Source organism: Buchananella sp. 14KM1171, assembly GCF_041380365.1.
Taxonomy (GTDB): Bacteria; Actinomycetota; Actinomycetes; order Actinomycetales; family Actinomycetaceae; genus Buchananella; species Buchananella felis.
Genome location: NZ_CP159981.1, coordinates 414791 through 434035 on the forward strand (window position 1 = coordinate 414791; position 19245 = coordinate 434035).

The following is a 19245-nucleotide window of genomic DNA, read 5'->3' on the forward strand; positions in this document are numbered from 1 at the left end:
CGACCGCGATTGCGCGCGGCCGGGCCTCACCCGGAAACGAGGTCAGTCCTTCTTCTTGCGCAGCACACGCCGGCGGGTCTTGGGCTTGGCCCCGCCGGCCTCGACGCCCTCCTCGCGCTGCGGCAGCTCGATCTCCACCTCGCGCTTGGGCTCCGCCGGGGCGGGCTCCTGCACCGGGGGCAGCTCGATCTCCACCTTCGGCTGCTCGGCCGCCTGCGCCTGCTCAGCCGCCGACGGGTCCAGCACGCCGGTGGACAGGCCGCGCCTGCGCCGGCGGGTACCTCGCATCGACACCGGCTGAGACAGGCTGACGCTGATCGTCGCGGCCGGGCCGGTCTTCTCCTGCGCGGCCTGGGCCGCTACCTCGCTAGCGACCACCGGCGCGGCGGCGCTCACGGCGGTCTCCGGGCGGCCAGTGGCCACCTCGGCGGCGTTGGCGGCAGCGTCGGACTCCTCGTGCGCCTGCGCGGCGGCCAGGGCGATTCGGGCCATGCGCTCGCGCATCTCCGTGCGGTCGGGCGCCACCACGTGCGCCTCCTCCACCCGGGCCCGGCGCGTGCGCGCCTCACCCGCAGTGTTGCCGCTGCGCTCCTCCTTGCGGCGCCGCTCGCCGCGCTCAGAGCGTTCGGCCCGCTCGCCACGCTCGCCGCGCTCGGAGCGGCGGTCCTCGCGGTTCCTGTCCTCGCGGTGACGCTCGCCGCGACGGCGCGAGCCGCGCTCGTCGTCCTCGCGCTCGCTGCTCTCCACGGGCGCGCCCTGTACGATGAAGCCGCGACCGGCGCAGCACTCGCACTGGGTGGAGAACGCCTCCACCAGGCCCTCGCCCACGCGCTTGCGGGTCATCTGCACCAGTCCCAGGGAGGTGACCTCCGTGACCTGGTGGCGGGTGCGGTCGCGGCCCAGGCACTCCACCAGGCGGCGCAGCACCAGGTCGCGGTTCTGCGAGAGCACCATGTCAACGAAGTCGATGACGATGATTCCGCCGATGTCGCGCAGGCGCAGCTGGCGCACGATCTCCTCGGCGGCCTCCAGGTTGTTGCGGGTCACCGTCTCTTCCAGGGTGCCGCTGCCGGTGAAACGACCGGTGTTGACGTCCACCACGGTCATGGCCTCGGTGCGGTCGATGATGAGGGAGCCGCCGCTGGGCAGCCAGACCTTGCGGTCCATGCCCTTGGCCAGCTGCTCGTCCACGCGGAAGGCGGCAAACACGTCGCCGTCTCCCTCGAAGTGCTCCAGGCGCTCCATAAGGTCCGGGCTCATCTCCTGCACGTAAGAGGAGATGGTCTTCCAGGCGTTGTCACCGGAGACGGTGAGCTTGGCGAAGTCCTCGTTGAAGATGTCTCGCACCACGCGCACGGCCAGCTCGGGTTCGCCGCGCAGCACCTGGGGAACGTTGCGGGCCTTCTTCTGCTTGGCCTGGATCTCCTCCCACTGCTCCTGCAGGCGGGCCACGTCCTCACGCAGCTGCTCGTCGGTGGCACCCTCCGCCGCAGTGCGCACGATGACGCCGGCGCCGTCCGGGACCACCTCCTTCAGGATCGTCTTCAGGCGGGTGCGCTCCCCCACGGGCAGCTTGCGGGAGATGCCGGTCATGCCGGAGCCGGGTACCAGCACCAGGAAACGACCGGCCAGGGAGATCTGGGAGGTCAGGCGGGCACCCTTGTGGCCGATGGGGTCCTTGGTGACCTGCACCAGCACCTGGTCGCCGGCCTTGATGGCCTCCTCGATCTTGCGGGGCTTGCCCTCGGCGTCCACCAGGTCCCAGTTGACCTCGCCGGCGTACAGGACGGCGTTGCGGCCCTGGCCGATGTCAACGAAGGCGGCTTCCATGGTGGGCAGCACGTTCTGCACTCGTCCCAGCACCACCGCGCCGACCATGGAAGACTGCGTGCGGCGTGCCACGTAGTGCTCCACCAGCAGGCCGTCCTCTAGCACGGCGATCTGGTTCAGGCCGTCGCGCTCGCGCACGATCATGTGGCGGTTGACGGACTCGCGGCGGGCCAGGAACTCGCTCTCGGTGATGAGCTGGCGCTTGCGCCCGGCCTGGCGGCCTTCCTTGCGGCGCTGACGCTTTGCCTCCAGGCGGGTGGAGCCCTTCAGCGCGGTGATCTCGTCTCGCCCGGAGTCCTCGCGGGTGCGGCGACGGCGCCGGCGACGGGAGCTGGACTCCTCGCCGCTCTCCTCCGCCTCGCCTGCGGGCGCGGCCTCCTCTGCGGGCTGCTCGGCGATGTCCTCGCCGGAGTCGCCGCCGTCCTCGCCCTCCTCGGAGCGACGGGCACGGCCGCGCCGACCGCGCGAACCTCGCCGCCTGCGCGAGCGCCCGCTGGTCTCCTCGCCGTTCTCCTCGCCGGCCTGGCCCTCTACCTCGCCGCTTTCTTCGTCCTCGGTGGACGACGCTGCCTGCGCGTCTTCCTCCTCTACCGGCGCGGCCGCGCGCTTGCGGGTACGCCTGCGGGTGGCGGACAGGTCCGGCGCCTGGAACAGCAGCGCGGCGGCGGGCAGGGCCTGCTCTGCGTCCTCGTCGGCCTCCTCGGTGTCCGCCTCGGGCTCCTCGCCCTCGGCCAGCTCGGCCTCGGCCTCCTGGTCCTCTGTGAGCAGGTCTGCTGCCAGCTCGGGGTCCACCACGGCGGCCTCTTCCACCTCGGCGCCTGCCTCAGCGGCGGCCTCCTGGGCCTCCTTCTGGGCGGCCGGGTCGAGCGCGGTGGTGGAGAACTTGCGGCGCGAACGCGTGCCGCGACGAGAGCGGGCCGGGGCCGCCTCGCCGTCCTTGGCGGCGGGCGCGGGCTGATCGGGAGCCTGCTGCTCCTGCGCGGCGGCCGGCTCGACCGCAGCCTCGACCGCAGCCTCGACCGGCACGTCCTCCGCGACCTTCTTACGGCTGCGCGTGGCCCGCTTGGGCTTGACCGCCTCCTCGGCGACAGGCTCGGCCACCACCTCGGCGGCGGCCTCCACAGTCGGGGCGTCGGCGACAGGCTCGGCCACCTTCTTGCGGCTACGCGTGGCGCGCTTGGGCTTGACCGCCTCCTCGGCGACAGGCTCGGCCACCACCTCGGCGGCGGCCTCCACAGTCGGGGCGTCGGCGACAGGCTCGGCCACCTTCTTGCGGCTACGCGTGGCCCGCTTCGGCTTAACAGCCTCCTCGGCGGCAGGCTCTACCGCAGGCGCCTCGGTGGCGCCCTCCGCAGCAGCCTCAGCGGGGGCCTCGACCGGCGCGTCCGCCGCGACCTTCTTGCGACTGCGCGTGGCCCGCTTGGGCTTGACCGCCTCCTCGGCGGCAGGCTCAACCGCGGGCGCCTCGGCGGCGCCCTCCGCAGCAACCTCAGCGGGGGCCTCGACCGGCGCGTCCGCCGCGACCTTCTTACGGCTGCGCGTGGTCCGCTTCGGCTTGACGGCCTCCTCGGCGGCGGGCTCGGCCGCCACCTCGGCGGAGCCCTCCACGGCCGGGGCGTCGGCGGCAACGTCGGCCACCTTCTTGCGACTGCGCGTGGCGCGCTTGGGCTTGACCGCCTCCTCGGCGGCAGGCTCTACCACGGGCGCCTCGGTGGTGGCGGGATCGGTGGTGGGAACGGATAGACGACGCGGCTTGCGCGTACGGGACTCGGCCATTGCCTTATCTCCTTGTGGCATCTGGGCCGCACCACAGGCGCCGAGGTGGCGTCGAAATCGACTAGAAAGCTAGGGGGCTGCGGCAAGGCGGCCGTATCACAGGCGCCAATACCGCAAGCAGGTCACCGTGCGGGGCAACCTCGGCAAGTATCCCACACACCCGGGCCCCGAGCCGGTTGGACCCGCGCGTAACGTCGGCAACGTCTCGCCGCACCCGCCGCCCGCCCCGGCGGGGGCTGGGACCAACGCCCCGCCGCCGGGCCGGGCCGCACGCGAGAAAAACGCGGGAAAATCCCTCAAATCTCCACCAATAGACATCGTCTATTAACGAGAAATTGACGCCAGCATTTTCCCGGGACCATGGTCCCGTCAAGACGGGCGAAGGGGGCAACTTTCGTAGCAATTACCCCGAACTCGTCAGCATCGTGACCGTGCGTCAGTACATGCCGATATAGTCCCAACATTCAGGCTTTCCCCAGCTATGCGCGGGGAGCAGTTCCCAAACGTTCGAAAGGCTAGAGGTGTCAAATATGGCTCTCGACGCACTCGACCTGGCGCGGTGGCAGTTCGGTGTAACAACCGTCTACCACTTCATCCTGGTCCCCCTCACGATCGGCCTGGCGCCGCTCGTCGCCATCATGCAGACCCTGTGGCTGCGCACCGGCAAGGAGCACTGGCTGAAGGCCACCAAGTTCTTCGGCAAGCTCTTCCTCATCAACTTCGCCCTCGGCGTGGCCACCGGTATCGTGCAGGAATTCCAGTTCGGTATGAACTGGTCCGAGTACGCCAAGCACGTCGGTGACATCTTCGGCGCCCCGCTGGCCGTCGAGGCCCTGGCCGCCTTCTTCCTCGAGTCCACCTTCCTGGGCCTGTGGATCTTCGGCTGGGAGAAGCTGCCCAAGTGGCTGCACACCCTGACGATCTGGATGGTCGCCATCGGCGTGAACCTCTCCGCCTACTGGATCCTGGCCGCCAACTCCTGGATGCAGAACCCGGTCGGCGCCGTCTACAACCCCGCCACCGGCCGCGCCGAGCTGGACGGCGTAGGCGGCTTCTTCCAGATGTTCACCTCCGAAACCACGGTGCTGCGCTTCTTCCACACCGTCTCCACCTCCTTCCTGGTGGCGGGCACCTTCGTGGCCGCCCTGTCGGTCTGGTGGATCGTCCGCGAGGTGCGCGCCAAGCGTGAGGACGCCGCCAAGAAGATCTGGCGCCCCGTCGCCCTGTTCGGCGCCGTCGTCGTGCTGCTCTCCGCCGCTGCCGTCACCCTCTCCGGTGACCTGCAGGGCAAGCACATGTACAAGATTCAGCCCATGAAGATGGCCGCCGCCGAGGCCGCCTGCTACGGCGAGGAGGGCACCGACTTCGCGGTGTTCGCCACCGGCCTGACCACCGGCAACTGCGAGGATGTCAAGGCGCACATCACCGTGCCCAACCTGACCTCCTTCCTGGCCACAAACAAGTTCACCGGTCCCGAGTCCTACCTGCCCGGTGTGAAGGACGTGGAGAAGAAGTACAAGGAAGACTTCGGCCCCATCCACGGCGACGACGTGAACTACGTGCCCAACCTGTTCGTCACCTTCTGGACCTTCCGCCTCATGATCGGCACCCTGGTCTTCTCCGGCCTGCTTGCCCTGGGCGTGTTCTGGTTCATGCGCAAGGGCCGCGTCACCGACAACAAGTGGCTCAGCCGCCTGGCCCTTATCTCCATCCCGATGCCCTTCATCGGCGCCAGCTTCGGCTGGATCTTCACCGAGATGGGCCGCCAGCCCTGGATCGTGGCCCCGGGCTCCAACGACCCGCTTTCCGGCATCGCCATGCTGACCCGTGACGGTCTTTCCACCTCCGTCTCCATGGGCTCGGTTGCCGCCTCCCTGATCGTCTTCACGCTGCTCTACCTGGGCCTGGGCGTGGTGTGGGCCTACCTGCTGCGCCGCTACGCCCGCGAAGGCGTGACCGATCTGCTCCCGTCCACCCACGTCAAGGAAAAGGACGCCGAGGCCGGCGACCTCTCCTTCGGCTACTAAGAAAGGATCGCTGCCATGGATCTGACTACTCTCTGGTTCATCCTCATCGCGGTCCTGTGGACCGGATACCTCTTCCTGGAGGGCTTCGACTTCGGCGTCGGCATGCTGCTGCGCATCCTGCCGCGCAACGAGAAGGAGCGCCGCGCCACGCTGCGCACCATCGGCCCGGTGTGGGACGGTAACGAGGTCTGGCTGCTCACCGCCGGTGGCGCCACCTTCGCGGCCTTCCCCGCCTGGTACGGCACCATGTTCAGCGGCATGTACCTGGCCCTGTTCATCATCCTGCTGGCCCTGATCGTTCGCATCTCCGCCCTCGAGTGGCGCATGAAGATCGACTCCCCGCGCTGGCGCAACGCCTGGGACTGGACCCACAACATCTCCGCCTTCATCCCCTCCATCCTGTGGGGCGTGGCCTTCGCCAACCTGGTGCAGGGCATGAAGATCGAGTTCCTGGACCGCGCCACCGGCCTGGCGATCCCGCCGGCCGAGGTCACCACCCGCTTCGCGGAGGGCACCCACCAGCTCACCGGTGGTTTCTTCTCCCTGGTCACCCCCTTCACCCTGCTGGGCGGCCTGGTGACCATGACCCTGTTCCTGTCCCACGGCGCCATCTTCCTGGCGCTCAAGACGGACGGTGAGCTGCGCGAGCGCGCCGGCAACTTTGCCTGGCCACTGGCCCTGGTCAGCACCGTCCTGGCGGCCGTGTGGGTGGTGTGGGCTCAGCTGGCCTACTCCGCCACCGCGCTGTCCTGGATCCCGCTGATCATCGCGGCCGTGGGCCTGCTGCTGGCGGTGTTCTTCGCCTACATGCGCCGCGAGGGCTGGGCGTTCGTGTTCAACGGTCTGGCCATCGCCGCCGCCGTGGCGTTCATCTTCCTGGCCATCGGTGGCGACGTCATGCGCTCCTCCATCGACCCGGCCTACTCGCTGACCATGCACCAGGCTTCCTCCAGCCCGGCCACCTTGCAGATCATGACCGTGGTTGCCCTGGTCCTGGTCCCGGTGGTGCTGGCCTACCAGGCCTGGACCTACTGGGTCTTCCGCAAGCGCGTCAGCGCCGACACGATCGACCTGTCCGAGGGCGCTGGCCTGCACCCCACCAAGATCCGTTCCTTCCTGAAGGACTGATCCGGCCAGCACCTGAGCCCCTGGTCTTCCACGGACGACTAAGGGAAAGCCTGTAACAATGGTGACGGCGGTGCCCGCTACGGGCGCCGCCGTCACTGCTCTATTTCCGGAAAGCACCAACTAGCTCGTGAAGCCCCTGGATCCTCGACTTCTGCGCTACGCCCGCGCCGCCCGCTCGCACGTGACCACCTCGGCGCTGCTGGGCATCCTGCTCACGGCCCTGACGATCGTCCAGGCCATCGCCCTGGGAAAGGCGCTGGCCCACGTGATCCACGACGGCTGGACCCTGGCGGCGATCACCACCCCCCTGGCCGTTGCCGCCACCGCCCTGCTGGCGCGCGCCGGCGCCACCTTCGCTAGGGAGCGCCTGGCGCACCGGGCCGCCACCGCCGCCGTGCGGGAGCTGCGCGCCCAGGGGTTGGCCGCCGCCGTGGCGCGCGGGCCGCGCTGGGCCGCCGCGAACGCCAGCCAGACCACCACGCTGCTCACCCGCGGCCTGGAGGACCTGCGCCCCTACTTCGTCTCATACCTGCCGCAGCTGGTGCTGGCGATGACGCTCACCCCCGCCACGATCGTGGTGATCTGGTTCCTGGACCCGACCTCCGCCTACATCGCGGTGGGCACCATCCCCCTCATCCCGCTTTTCATGATCCTGGTGGGCCTGCTCACCCGGGACTTCGCTGCCTCCCGACTGAAGGTGATGAACCAGCTGGGTGCGGAGCTGTTGGACCTGCTGGCCGGTCTGCCCACGCTGCGGGCCTTTGGGCGCCAGGACTCCCCGCGCCGCCGCGTGCGCGAGCTGGGCGAGCGCTACACCACCTCCACGATGCAGACCCTGCGCGTGGCCTTCCTGTCCGGTTCGATCCTGGAGTTCCTGGCCACCCTGTCGGTGGCCCTGATCGCCGTCAGCATCGGCATGCGCATGGTGTACGGCTACCTGAGCCTGGAGGCCGGCCTGATTGTGCTGCTGCTGGCCCCCGAGGTGTACGCCCCCCTGCGTGCGGTGGGCGCCCAGTTCCACGCCTCCTCCGATGGCGTGGCCGCCGCCGATGCGGCCTGTTCGCTGATTGAGTCCGCCCCCGCTGTGGCGCCGGTGGACGACGCTGCCGCCGTGCGCCCCTCCCGCCAGGCGCTGACCGGTGCGCGCCTCACCTTCAGTGGGGTGGGCGTGCCCTCCCACTCCGGGCTGGCCCCCGCCGGGGCTGCGGGCGTTATCGAGCCGGGGCGGGTCACCGCCCTGGTGGGCCCCTCCGGCGCGGGCAAGACCACGCTGGCGCTGTGCCTGGCGCGCCTGCTGGACCCGGCCGAGGGAACGATCACGCTGGAGCAGGCCGGGGACGGGCAGGCCATTGACCTGGCGAGCGTGCCGCCCGAGGCGTGGCACGAGCACGTGGAGTGGGTGGCCCAGCGCCCGCTGCTGCTGCCCGGCACGCTGCGCGAGGTGACGCTGGCCGGGCGGCAGGCCACCGACGAGGAGCTGGAGGCCGCCGCCGGTCTCTCCGGGCTGGACCAGATCGTGGCCCAGCACGGCTGGGACGCCCCGCTGGGGCACGGCGGGGTGGGCCTGTCCGTGGGCCAGCGCCAGCGCGTGGCCCTCACCCGGGCGCTGCTGAGCGATAAGCCCCTGGTGATCATGGACGAGCCCTCCGCGCACCTGGACTACCGCACCGAGGAGCGTGTGCTGGGCGTGCTGGACGAGCTGCGCAGGCAAGGGCGCACCGTGGTGGTAATCGCCCACCGGCCGCGCCTGGTGGCCGCAGCGGACCACATCATTAACGTCTACGCGGAGGTGGCGGCGTGAGCCAGCAAAACGTGCACAACGGCGCCGCTCGCTCCCTCGCTGGGGCTTCCCCGGCCGAACCGACTCCCGCCACCACGTCCGGCTCCGCCCCGGCACCTACCGGCCTGCGCGGCGAGCTCGCCGCGATCAAGCGGGTCTGGCCCCTGCTAGAGGTATCGCGTGGCCGCCTGGCCCGCGCGATCCTGCTGGGCGCGGGCGCGCTGGGCGCCGCCGTGGGCCTGGCTGCTGTTTCCGCCTACCTGATCGCCCGGGCCTCCCAGATGCCCTACGTGCTGGAGCTCACCGCCGCTGCGGTCGCGGTGCGCTTCTTTGGCATCGCCCGCCCGCTGCTGCGCTACCTGGAGCGCCTGGCCTCCCACTCCGTGGCCCTGCGCGGCATGGCCAGCCTGCGTTCCCAGGTCTACGAGCGCCTGGCCTCCACCCGCACCGACCACGTCTCCTCGCTGCGGCGCGGCGACGTGCTGGCCCGCATGGGTGCCGACGTCGACTCCGTGGGCGACCTGGTGGTGCGCTCCCTGCTGCCCGCCATCGTGGCGGCGGTGGTCACCGTCATCACCACCACCGTGGTGGCCGCCTTCAGCCCCCTGGCCGGTGCCTGGGTGGCTGGCTGCCTGCTGCTGTCCGGGGTGGTGGGGCCGCTGCTGGCGATGAGGTCCGCCCGCCGCGCAGAGCTCTCCCGCCAGGGACACGCCCGCACCCTGTCCGCACTCATGCAGGACGCCCTGCTGGGTTCCACCGACGCCGTGGTCTCCGGGCAGATGCCCGCACTTAACGCCAAGCGCGCCGAGCTGGAGGAAAAGCTGGTCAACGACGCCGAGGCTGCGGCCCGCCCCGCCGCCGGCGCCGCCGCGTTGGACCAGGCCGCACTCGCCCTCTGCGTGATCGGCACCGTGCTGATCGGCGCCCCACAGGTGAGCGCGGGCGTGCTGGACCCGGTGCACCTGGCCATCGTGGTGCTCACCCCGCTGGCGGCCTTCGAGGCAGTGGCACTGCTGCCCACCGCCGCCGTGCAGTGGGTGCGCTCGGCCGGCGCCGCCGGCCGCGTGCTGGACCTGCTGGGCCCGGCCGCCGACGCCACGGCTCACGCCCATCCCGAGGCTCCGGCCGACTCCGGTGACCACACCTCCGCCGGGAGCGAGACCGGCGCCCCGCTGCTGAGCGCGCGCGAGCTGGCCGCCGCCTGGCCGGGAGGCAGGACCGTGGTAGAGGGCATTGACCTGGAGCTTCGCGCCGGCCAGGCCGTGGCCATCGCCGGGCCCTCCGGCATCGGCAAGACCACCCTGCTGCTCACGCTGGCCGGGCTGCTGGAACCGGCCGGCGGCAACGTCGTACTAGCAGGCAAGGACGCCTACCAACTCACCCGCACGGCGGCCGGGCAAGTGGCCACCTTCACCGCAGAGGACGCGCACATCTTCGCCACCACCCTCTACGAAAACCTCCGGGTGGCCCGCGCAGACCTCACCCGGCAGGAGGCCACCGAGCTACTGGAACAGGTGGGGCTGGGTGACTGGCTGGCCGCCCTGCCCGACGGGCTAGACACCCACCTGGGCGCAGACGCCGCCGCCATCTCCGGCGGAGAGCGCCGACGCGTGCTCCTAGCCCGTGCGCTGGCCTCCCCCGCCCCGGTGCTGCTCGTGGACGAGCCCGCAGAGCACCTAGACCCGCAGGCCGCAGCCCGCCTGGTCACCGACCTGCTGCGGCTCAAGCACTCCCAAAAGCGCGCCGTCGTGCTCTCCACCCACCACCTCAGCGCCCTGGCGGGGGCCGACCAGGTCATCCTGCTCGGCACCGACCCCGCCGCGATGCAGGGAGCGGCCGGGCGGAACGTCGTCCACCCCACGGGAGCTGAAACCGGTCCCGCCCGCGTCACCGCGCGCGGCAGCCACGCCAACCTCATCGCCGCCGTCGACTCCTACCGGGCAGCGGTAGAGGCCGAGGCCGCGCAACTGCGCGCCGAGCAGGAAAGTTAGGAACATGCCCGCACCCAGCAACTGCAAGAACATGCTCCACGCCGCCCTGGCGCTCGTCGGCAACCTGGACGCAGACCACGTACTGTCCACCTACCTCTCCTCCGCCTGCGAGCTCACCGAAGCCGGCTTCGCCGTCCTGGCCGTGCTGGACAACCACGGCGAGGCAATCCAGGTACTCCACCACGGCCTGTCCCCCGAACGCGCCGCCCAGATCGACGCCGCAGACCTCAGCGTCTCCCCCGAGCAGGAACTGCCCGAGTTCTACGCCATCCGCAACGACGAAACGAGCGCGCAGAGCGTCGGACTGCCCGCCTGGTCCAGGCCGATTCGCAACCAGATGGTCGTGATCCTGCGCGTGCACGACAAGGTGATCGCCCGCCTGTTCCTGTGCAACAAGGAGGCAGACTTCGACGAGCAGGACGGCGTGCTCATGCGAGACCTCTCCAGCGCCACAGCGGTCGCGCTGGAGAACGCCCGCCAGTACGCCGCCTCCCTGAACCGCCACCGTTGGATCGAGGCCTCCCACACCATCTCCACCACTCTGCTGCAGGGCAGCGAGGAGGAGGAGGCCCTGGAGCTGATCGCCCACAAGGTGCGCGAGGCCGCGAAGGCCGACACCGCCTTGATCGTGCTGCCCGGCATCGGGGAGAACTGGGTGTGCGAGATCGCCGCCGGGCACGGCACCGAGGAACTGATCGGCATCGTGTTCCCGCCCAACGGCCGGGCGGTGACCGCACTGCGGGCCGGCGCCGGCATGGTGGTCGATTCACTGGCGCGCGCCCGCACCCTGCGCGTGCCCCAGCTGGGCAAGTTCGGCCCAGCCCTGTACGCGCCGCTGATGGCGCGCGGCAAGGGCACCGGCGTGCTGATCCTGTTGCGCGACCGGGGCCGCGAGGAGTTCGCCCGCGAGGACCTGGAGATGGCCGAGTCCTTCGCCGCGCAGGCCGCCCTCGCCCTCGAGATCGCCGCCTCCCGCCACAACGAGGACCGCGCGACCCTGCTGGACGAGCGCGCCCGCATCGGCCGCGACCTGCACGATCTGGCCATTCAGCAGCTCTTTGCCTCTGGTATGCAGCTGGAGGTGGCCAAGTCCCGCGTGGCCGCCGGCGAGCGCGACGACGCCGCCCTGGTGAAGATTTTGGACGACGTTCTGTCCAGCGTCGACGATTCCGTGCGCCAGATTCGCGCCATCGTGCGCTCCCTGAAGGAGCCCGACGAGAATCTTGACCTGGCCGAGCGGCTGCGCCGCGAGGCCTCCCTAGCGCGCACCGCTCTGGGCTTCGCGCCCTCGCTGGTGGTCTGCCTGGACGGCGTTTCGCTGGCCGAGGCCGTGGACCCGGGGCTAGCGGCCACGCAGCTTTCCGGCCGCGTGGACCAGGATCTGGCCGACGACGTGGTGGCCGTGGTGCGCGAGGGCATGAGCAACGCCGCGCGCCACGCCCACTGTTCCTCCCTGCAGGTGCGCGTGGACGTGGCGGGCCAGGCGCCGCGCGGGCGCGTCATGGTCTCCGTGATCGACGACGGCGTGGGCGTGCCCCAGGAGCGCACACGCAACTCCGGCCTGGAGAACCTGGCGGCGCGCGCCCGGCGGCACCGGGGCAGCTTCACCCTGGGGCGCACCGAGACCGGCACCGGCACGCACCTGGCGTGGAGCGCGCCCCTCACCTAGCTCGACGCAGAGGGGCAGGCTGGTTCGAGGCAGTGGAGCCGGCGCCGTAGTGCGGTGCGCAAACGGTTGCAGGCTTAGTAAACCTTTTGCGCTTTTGGTGCACCGATTGAGGTTTTGGTGCACCGATTGCGTGGTTACCCGACCGGGTAAGCCCACGAGAGGTTCACTAAGCCCACGACTGGTGCAGCAACCCTACGAGAGGTGCACTATCCCCTCGATCGTTTGCGCACAAGTCACCCCTGCCGTGGCTCGCACCCGTTCCTCCAGCTCCCAGTCGCGCTCAGGGCGGAGGTCCTGCTTATCGAAGTAGACAAGGTCCACGTCGCTGGAGAAATCAAGGCAAGGAGAAGCCACACCAGCGAGCCGGGGCGTTAGGTGGTCCCAAAGAAGTGGTGTCCCTCCTGCTACCTGCAGGAGGGACACCCCCATTGCCTTCGCGCGGTCCAGTCTTGCCGGACCCGCTCAGCTCTGGTTGCGCCAGCCCGCGGCCCGCTGCCCAGCCACCCACGCGGCCACCTGGGTGCGCCGCTGCAGGCCCATCTTGGACAGCAGGGAGGTGATGTGGTTCTTCACGGTCTTCTCAGCCACGCCCAGGCGCTCACCGATCTCTCGGTTGGAAAGACCGTCCGCGATCAGGTCCAGCACCTTGCGCTCGGAGGGCGTCAGGTCCGCGGTCGGGTCGTCGTGGTCGGCCCTGCGACGCGTGATGGTGCGCTCGTCCAGCAGCGTGCGGCCACCGGCCACCGCCTTGACCACGTCCGCGATTTCCGCGCCACGCACGGTCTTGAGCAGATAAGCGCGCGCGCCGGCAGCCAGGGACTCCGCCAGGGCGTCGTCGTCATCGAAGGAGGTCAGCACGATCGGCTTAACCTCAGGGTCGATCTCCCGCAAGGACTTCATCACGTCAATGCCCGTGCCGTCGGGCAGCTGCAGGTCTACCAACACCACGTCCGGGCGCACCAGGTCCGCGCGGCGCACGGCCTCCGCCAAGGAGCCGGCCTCTGCCACCACTGTCAGGCCGTCGGCCCGATCTACGATCTCAGCAATGCCGCGACGCACGATCTCGTGGTCGTCAACGATCATTACGCGGATGTCCCCGCCGGTCTTGGTCTCAGGCATGGTGCTGAGCTTACCGCCTAACGCCGCAAATCTTCGCCTTTAGCCGCCTTTGGTCCTAGCCTTACCTTTCGAGGATGCCGCGCCAGCTTCCCGCAAGCGGCCTCCTACCCCTGACGCTGGTCCTAAACCTGGCAGGCCGGGCAGAACGTCGCCGACCGCCCACCCAGCACGCTGCGCTCCAGTGACGTGCCGCAGCGGCGGCAGGGCTGCCCGTAGCGCCCGTAGGCCCACAGCTCGCGCGCAAAATAACCCGGATTGCCGGCCGCGTCCACGTAGAGCGCGTCGAACGACGTCCCGCCCACCTCGATGGCGGCCCGCAGCACCTGCGCGGCCGCCTCCAGCAGGCGCTCCACCTCCGCCGCGCTCAGGCTGTTGCCCGGCCGAGTTGGGTGAATGCCGGCGCGCGCCAGCGCCTCGTCGGCGTAAATGTTGCCGATGCCGCTCACCTTGCCCTGGTCCAGCAGCTGAGACTTAATGATCGTGCGGCTGGAGCGCACCGCATCAGCCACCTGCGCCACGTCCAGGTAGGGGTCCAACGCATCTCGGGCTATGCCTGCCGCCCGCGTTGGCAACGCTGCCAGCTCGGTGCCCTGCCCGCCGGGCTGTCCGTCTGGGGTGGGGGCGAGCCTGCACAGGCTGACGTAGCCGAAGGTGCGCTGGTCCACGAACCGCAAAAGGTGCTCCCCCGCCGCGTCGCTGAACACCAGGCGCGCCCGCAGGTGCTTGTCACGGTCCGACGCTGCCGCGCCCACGCCGCCCTCCACGCGCTCGCCGTGAGCGCCAACGGAGTCGAACTGGCCGATCTCTGAGTCAACCAGCAGCTGCCCGCTCATTCCCAGGTGGAACAGCAGTGCGAGCGGTTCGGCCGGCCCGCCGGGCGGTGCCTGGTGCGCGCCGGCCGCGCCGGCAGCGTCGGCCACCAGGGTGCACCACAGGAACTTGCCTCGCCTGGCGACCTCCGCGATCCGACGCCCGGCCGCCCATTCGTAGGGCAGGTCGCGGTGGCGGTTCACGCGCGGGTGCAGGCCCTCCAGCCCCTCCACGCGCGCCCCCAGCAGGTGCTGGGCCAGGCCCAGCCGGATGGTCTCAACCTCTGCCAGCTCCGGCATCAGCCGTTCCTCGCCGCGAAAACACCAAAAGCGCGGCACGCCTGCGCGGCCGCCTCGATCTCGGCGGCCTTGCGGGAGGTGCCGCAGCCGCGGCCCGCCACGCGCCCGTCGATCGTGACGGTGGCGTGGAAGACGCGGGCGTGATCCGGCCCCTCGTGATGAGATGAATACTCCGGTGGCGTGTGGCCCCCGGCAGCGGCCCACTCCTGCAGCGGAGTCTTCGGGTCCAGCAGGAAGGCTCGTTCCTCGGCGTCCTCGAACTCCGGGGCCAGCAGGGCGTGCACCACCCGCTTGGCCGTCTCCAGCCCGTTGCACAGGTAGGTGGCGCCGATCATCGCCTCCATCGCGTCGGCCAGCACCGAGTCGCGTTCACGCCCCCCGTAGCCATCGGCCCCCGTGTCCAGCAGCAGGTAGTCGCCCAGGCCGATCCGGCGCGCCGCCTGCGCCAGCGACGGCTCGCTAACCGTGGCGTGGTGCATCCGGGAGATGCGACCCTCCGGCAGGTGCGGGTAGTGGCGATAGAAATGCTCAGCCGCCACGAGTCCCAGCACCGAGTCCCCCAGGAACTCCAGGCGTTCGTTGTTCGGCGCCCCGGCCGCGTTGGCGAAAGAGCGGTGGGTTAAGGCCAGGATCAGCAACTCGCCGTCGATGGGCGCGCCCCACCGCTCCACCAGGGTGCCCACGTCCAGGCGCTTGGCCCCACCGGAGACGATCGCCTTGCGCCCGTCCGGGGCGGTGGCGCGCTTCTTCGCGCCTGCCTTGGGCTTCTGCCTCTGCCCCTTGGCCTGCTCCTTGGCCTGCCGGCTCACTTGGCCTCGCCCGAGCCGCTTGCCTCCGAGCCGGCCGCGTCTCCGGCCCGACCGGCCGGACCGGCCGGACCGGTCTCGGTACCGAAGTTGAGCGCCCCCAGCGCCGCCCAGCGCGGGTCAACCACGTCGTGGGAGTGCCCGTCCTCTGCCTCCCGCAGCGGGATGCCGCACTCGGAGCACAGGCCGGGGCAGTCCGGCTCGCAGACTGGGTCGAAGGGCAGGTCCAGCACGATCGCGTCGCGCACCACGGACTCCAGGTTGACCTCTGTACCCTCGCTCTCCAGCATGTCCTCGGCCTCCTCGTCGCCCTCCGCCATCGCGGCGGCGCGAGTGCCGGGGTTGAAGAACATTTCGGTGGCGTCCACGCGGGTGCGCACCGAGAAGTCGCGCAGGCAGCGCACACAGCTGCCCTGAATCTCCACCTCGGTGCCCACCTGGGCCAGCACGCCGTCGCTGACCTGCGTCAGCGTGACGTCCAGGTCCAGCACCGTGCCGTCGGGGACGCCCGCCACCGTGGTCTGCATGTCCACCGCGGGGGCGGTGAGCTGGTAGGTGCGCATCGCGCCCGGGCTGCGGCCCAGGTCGTGAATCGAGATCACATAGGGGTTAGGCATCTAGTTTTCCTCCACACTTACCTGCCAGGCGGCGCCGGGCTTGCGCTGCGGGGTCACCGCCGCGAAGGCGGGCTTGCCCTGGGAGCGGGACAGGCGGCGGGCGATCTCCTCACGCCCGGCCTCCGCCTCTCCCCGCACGGCGTCTGCGGTGCTGACCAGCGCGGCGAGCACCGAGTCAGCGTATTCGTTCGCGCCCGTCACCAGCGAGTCGGCCTTCTTCTTGGCGGCCTCCTCGCGCGCCCTGGCGCGCCCGGTTGCCTCCTGCTCCAGTTGGGCGGCGCGCTGCTGGGCGGCCTGCACGATCGCGTCCTTGCTGACCATCTCCTCGGCACGGGCGTTGGCGCGGGCCAGCAGGGCGTCGGCCTCCGCGCGGGCCTCAGCCACGATGCCCTCCGCCGCCCGGTTGGCGTCAGCGACGATGCCCTTGGCGCGTGCCTCGGCGGCCGCCACCGCGTCCTCTGCGGCGTGGCGGGCCATGGAGCGCTCGGTGTCCGCCTCGTCCTGGGCGCGGGCGAGCACGGAATCGGCGCTGGAGAGGACGTCGTCCGCCTCCCACAGGTCAACGGGAATGGCCTCGTTGAGGGCGTCGAGCATCATCAACATCTGCGGACCCGGCACCAGCACGGACGTGGTCATCGGCATGGAGCGGGCGTTTTCCACCAGCTCGCGGACCTCGGCAAGAATTGCCAGGGCCTTGTCGGCGCGGGCGTCAGCTTCGGACGGAACAGCTTCCAAGAGGACTCCTAGGAATGAGAGGAAGGGTTACGGCAGGCCAGTGCCCGGGCGACCGCCGGAGACACAAGAGAGGTGACGTCCCCGCCGTGGCGAGAGATGTCCCGCACGAACGAGGAGGAGATGTGCGCCATCTCCTGGGCGCACGGCAGCAAAACGGTATCAACACCGAGGTGGCGGTTGATGAGCGCCAGGGCCAGCTCGCCCTGGGCGTCGCCGGAGTCCCGCACCCCCTTGATCAGGGTGGCCGCCCCGATCCGCTGGGCGAAGTCGGCGACCAGGCCATCCACGGCCTCCACCCGCACGTTCGGGGCACTCACGCTGGCGCGGATCAGCTCCACGCGCTCCTGCGGGGCGAACATGGGCTGCTTGGCCGCGTTCTCCGCGACGGCCACAACCACCTCCTCGAAGAGGGCGGCGGCGCGCTCAATCACGTCCACGTGCCCCAGGGTGGGCGGATCGAAAGATCCAGGGAAAACCGCGATCGACATGCCCCCACCCTAACGGGGCTCCGCCCCGCTCTCCGGTAGGCGCGGCTGGAGGAAGTGCACCTGGGTGTCCCCGTACTTCTTGGCGGGCAGCTCCTCCAGGGACTCGGGCCAGGTGGGGGCCTGCCCCCGGGCGGCGCGCTCCACCACCAGCACCCCGTCGGGGGCCAGCCACGCGGCCGCTGCGCTCACCACGGCCTCCAGGGTCTGCGTGGGGATGTCGTAGGGCGGGTCCAGCAGGATCAGGTCCGCCCCGCCCGTGAGCGGCGCGGTGGCGAAGTACGCGGCCACGTCGGCCGCGACCACCTCCACCTGCGCCCCCAGGCCCAGGGAGCGCACGTTCTGCCGGCACACGGCGGCGGCCTTGGCGTTCTTCTCGATCAGCACCACCTTGCGAGCTCCCCTGGAGGCGGCCTCGAGCCCGAGCGCGCCGGAGCCGGCGTAGCCGTCTATCACCACGGCGCCGCGCACCACGCCCAGGTGGTCCAGGCGGGAAAACAGGGCCTCGCGCACGCGCTCCGAGGTGGGGCGAGTCCCCTTGGGCGGCACCGCCAGGGCCCGCCCACCAAACCTTCCGGCCACTATTCGAGTCATGCCCACCACCCTAACGAAGTACCGCCCCCCGCCGCGTTCGCCGCCCCCTTGACCCGGGCAGGGCCGACGCTCCGCCGGCCGCCCCGAGGCACGCGCGGCCCCTGGTCGCGCCCCACCCCGAGGCACGCGCGCCCTTCCGAGTCCCCCCGGCACCGAGCGGCGGGCGAGCCGGCGAAGCGGGGAAAGACTGGTGCCCGGGGCCGCGAAGCGACCCCGGGCACCCGGTGTGGTTTCGCGCTCAGTCGGTGACGATGGGCAGGCCCAGGTCTGCGGAGGCCTGCTGGAAGCCGCCAGCGTTGGTGACGTTCTGGAAGCCCATGCCCTTCATCTGCTCCACGGCCTGGCCGGAGCGGTTGCCGGAGCGGCAGTAGACCAGGTAGGTGCCGGCCGGGTCCAGCTCGCCGATCTTGGTGGCGAAGTCCGCGGAGTTGACGTCGATGTTGATCGCGCCCTCCAGGTGGCCGGCGGCGAACTCCTCCGGGGTGCGCACGTCGATCAGCACGGCCTCGGCCGCAACCTCCTGGCCGGCCGAAGCCTCCTGACCGGCGGCGGGCGCGCTGGCGGCCTCGGCGGGGCGGGAGGCCGGGGCGGCCTCGTTGCTGGAGCAGCCGGCCAGGGCGGTGGCGGCGACGATGGCGGCAGCTGCGGCCAGGGCACGCATGGGCTTGGCGGTCACGTTGTTTCCTTCCGGTGGTCAAAAGCGGCACGGCCGCAGATAGGTCGTTTGCCTGCGGGCGGCGGGCGGGGCGTCGGCCCTCCCTGCTCCAGGCACCAACGTTCCTAACGCCCCTGTCAGTTGCATTATTCCCGGCTGTGCGCGGCTAGTTAGCATGGCCTCATGTACGTCCCCGCACACTTCGTCCTGCCGCCCGATCACGTGGAGGCAATCCTGTCCGACGTGGTCTTTGGCAATCTGGTCACGCCCCACGCTGACGGCCCGCAGGCAACCCCGCTTCCGTTCTACCGGGACCGCGAGCGCGGTGTGCTGGTGACCCATTTGGTGCGCAACAACCCGCAGGCCACCACGCCGATCACCGGACCTGGGCTGCTGTTGGTGGAACGGGGTGACTCCTACATCTCTCCGACCTGGTACGCCACCAACGCGGCCATGCCGAACGTGCCCACGTGGGACTACATCACGCTGCAGGTGCGCGGCGCCGTGACCGTGGACCTCTCCCCCGAGGCGGCGCTGGAGGCGGCGCGCCGCCTGACGGCCTTCTACGAGCCCGATTCGGTGCTGGACGCGGTGGGGCAGGCCAAGCTGGAGCGAATGGCCCGCGCGATCGCGGCGGTGGAGATCAGCCTGGATGAGGTGGTCGGCAAGGCGAAGATGAGCCAGAACCGCCACCCGGACGACGTGCTCAGCGTCATCGCCAAGTTCGAGGAGCTGGGCCTGAGCGAGATGGCCCGGTTCCTGCGGGAGGTGTCGCTGCCCTACGCCCGCAAGCGCTTTGCCAAGATCAAGCAGCTGCGCGATGTGCGCCTGGCCGCCCCGCTTTCCGGCGGTTGCCCCGCCAGCGCCCTGGATTACGGGGGCCAGTAGGCCTACCGGTGCGTGGCGTTGCGGCGGGGTGGACGA

15 protein-coding genes are annotated in these 19245 nt (G+C 70.7%); 6 read left to right on the forward strand and 9 right to left on the reverse strand.

Annotation, left to right across the window (positions count from 1 at the left end; all coding sequences use genetic code 11):
* Positions 1 to 42: 42 nt before the first annotated feature.
* Complete coding sequence (locus tag ABYF38_RS01655) at positions 43 to 3606, reverse strand: Rne/Rng family ribonuclease (protein WP_371152391.1); 3564 nt, start codon at positions 3604 to 3606, stop codon at positions 43 to 45.
* 530 nt (positions 3607 to 4136) lie between these two features.
* On the opposite strand from ABYF38_RS01655, the gene ABYF38_RS01660 reads away from it, so the two are divergent.
* The 5 genes from ABYF38_RS01660 (at position 4137) to ABYF38_RS01680 (ending at position 12201) form a co-directional block, all read left to right on the forward strand.
* Positions 4137 to 5633 (forward strand): cytochrome ubiquinol oxidase subunit I, encoded by a 1497-nt coding sequence (locus ABYF38_RS01660; RefSeq protein WP_371152393.1) that lies wholly within the window; start codon positions 4137 to 4139, stop codon positions 5631 to 5633.
* Between the two features lie 15 nt (positions 5634 to 5648).
* Positions 5649 to 6761 carry a cytochrome d ubiquinol oxidase subunit II gene (gene cydB, locus ABYF38_RS01665; RefSeq protein WP_371152394.1) on the forward strand — a complete coding sequence of 371 codons (1113 nt, stop codon included), beginning with the start codon at positions 5649 to 5651 and terminating at the stop codon, positions 6759 to 6761.
* Positions 6762 to 6888: 127 nt separating this feature from the next.
* Positions 6889 to 8562, forward strand: coding sequence for a thiol reductant ABC exporter subunit CydD (gene cydD / locus ABYF38_RS01670; protein WP_371152395.1), 1674 nt, complete (start codon positions 6889 to 6891; stop codon positions 8560 to 8562).
* Complete coding sequence (cydC, locus tag ABYF38_RS01675; protein WP_371152396.1) at positions 8559 to 10532, forward strand: thiol reductant ABC exporter subunit CydC; 1974 nt, start codon at positions 8559 to 8561, stop codon at positions 10530 to 10532. Before cydD ends, cydC begins: the two co-directional genes overlap by 4 nt.
* Positions 10533 to 10536: 4 nt before the next feature.
* Positions 10537 to 12201 carry a GAF domain-containing sensor histidine kinase gene (locus tag ABYF38_RS01680; RefSeq protein ID WP_371152397.1) on the forward strand — a complete coding sequence of 555 codons (1665 nt, stop codon included), beginning with the start codon at positions 10537 to 10539 and terminating at the stop codon, positions 12199 to 12201.
* Between the two features lie 462 nt (positions 12202 to 12663).
* Here ABYF38_RS01680 and ABYF38_RS01685 read toward each other — a convergent pair whose 3' ends face one another.
* The 8 genes from ABYF38_RS01685 to ABYF38_RS01720 all read right to left on the reverse strand — a co-directional run bounded on the left by ABYF38_RS01685 (position 12664) and on the right by ABYF38_RS01720 (position 18342).
* The gene (locus ABYF38_RS01685) at positions 12664 to 13320 is read right to left on the reverse strand and encodes a response regulator (RefSeq protein ID WP_371152398.1); all 657 of its coding nucleotides are present in this window, start codon (positions 13318 to 13320) and stop codon (positions 12664 to 12666) included.
* 122 nt (positions 13321 to 13442) lie between these two features.
* Complete coding sequence (gene mutM, locus ABYF38_RS01690; RefSeq protein ID WP_371152399.1) at positions 13443 to 14429, reverse strand: bifunctional DNA-formamidopyrimidine glycosylase/DNA-(apurinic or apyrimidinic site) lyase; 987 nt, start codon at positions 14427 to 14429, stop codon at positions 13443 to 13445.
* Positions 14429 to 15238: a ribonuclease III gene (rnc, locus tag ABYF38_RS01695; RefSeq protein WP_371152400.1), complete on the reverse strand. Its 810-nt coding sequence runs from the start codon at positions 15236 to 15238 to the stop codon at positions 14429 to 14431. The genes mutM and rnc overlap by 1 nt, the downstream gene beginning before the upstream one ends.
* Positions 15235 to 15852, reverse strand: a complete 618-nt coding sequence (locus ABYF38_RS01700; protein WP_371152401.1) for a YceD family protein — start codon at positions 15850 to 15852, stop codon at positions 15235 to 15237. The genes rnc and ABYF38_RS01700 overlap by 4 nt, the downstream gene beginning before the upstream one ends.
* On the reverse strand, positions 15853 to 16587 hold the full coding sequence (locus ABYF38_RS01705; RefSeq protein WP_371152402.1) for a hypothetical protein: 735 nt from the start codon (positions 16585 to 16587) through the stop codon (positions 15853 to 15855).
* 8 nt (positions 16588 to 16595) lie between these two features.
* Positions 16596 to 17075, reverse strand: a complete 480-nt coding sequence (coaD, locus tag ABYF38_RS01710) for a pantetheine-phosphate adenylyltransferase (RefSeq protein ID WP_371152403.1) — start codon at positions 17073 to 17075, stop codon at positions 16596 to 16598.
* 9 nt (positions 17076 to 17084) lie between these two features.
* Positions 17085 to 17666, reverse strand: a complete 582-nt coding sequence (rsmD, locus tag ABYF38_RS01715; RefSeq protein WP_371152404.1) for a 16S rRNA (guanine(966)-N(2))-methyltransferase RsmD — start codon at positions 17664 to 17666, stop codon at positions 17085 to 17087.
* Positions 17667 to 17904: 238 nt separating this feature from the next.
* Complete coding sequence (locus ABYF38_RS01720) at positions 17905 to 18342, reverse strand: rhodanese-like domain-containing protein (protein ID WP_371152405.1); 438 nt, start codon at positions 18340 to 18342, stop codon at positions 17905 to 17907.
* Positions 18343 to 18504: 162 nt separating this feature from the next.
* On the opposite strand from ABYF38_RS01720, the gene ABYF38_RS01725 reads away from it, so the two are divergent.
* Complete coding sequence (locus ABYF38_RS01725; protein ID WP_371152406.1) at positions 18505 to 19209, forward strand: FMN-binding negative transcriptional regulator; 705 nt, start codon at positions 18505 to 18507, stop codon at positions 19207 to 19209.
* Positions 19210 to 19245: the final 36 nt, after the last annotated feature.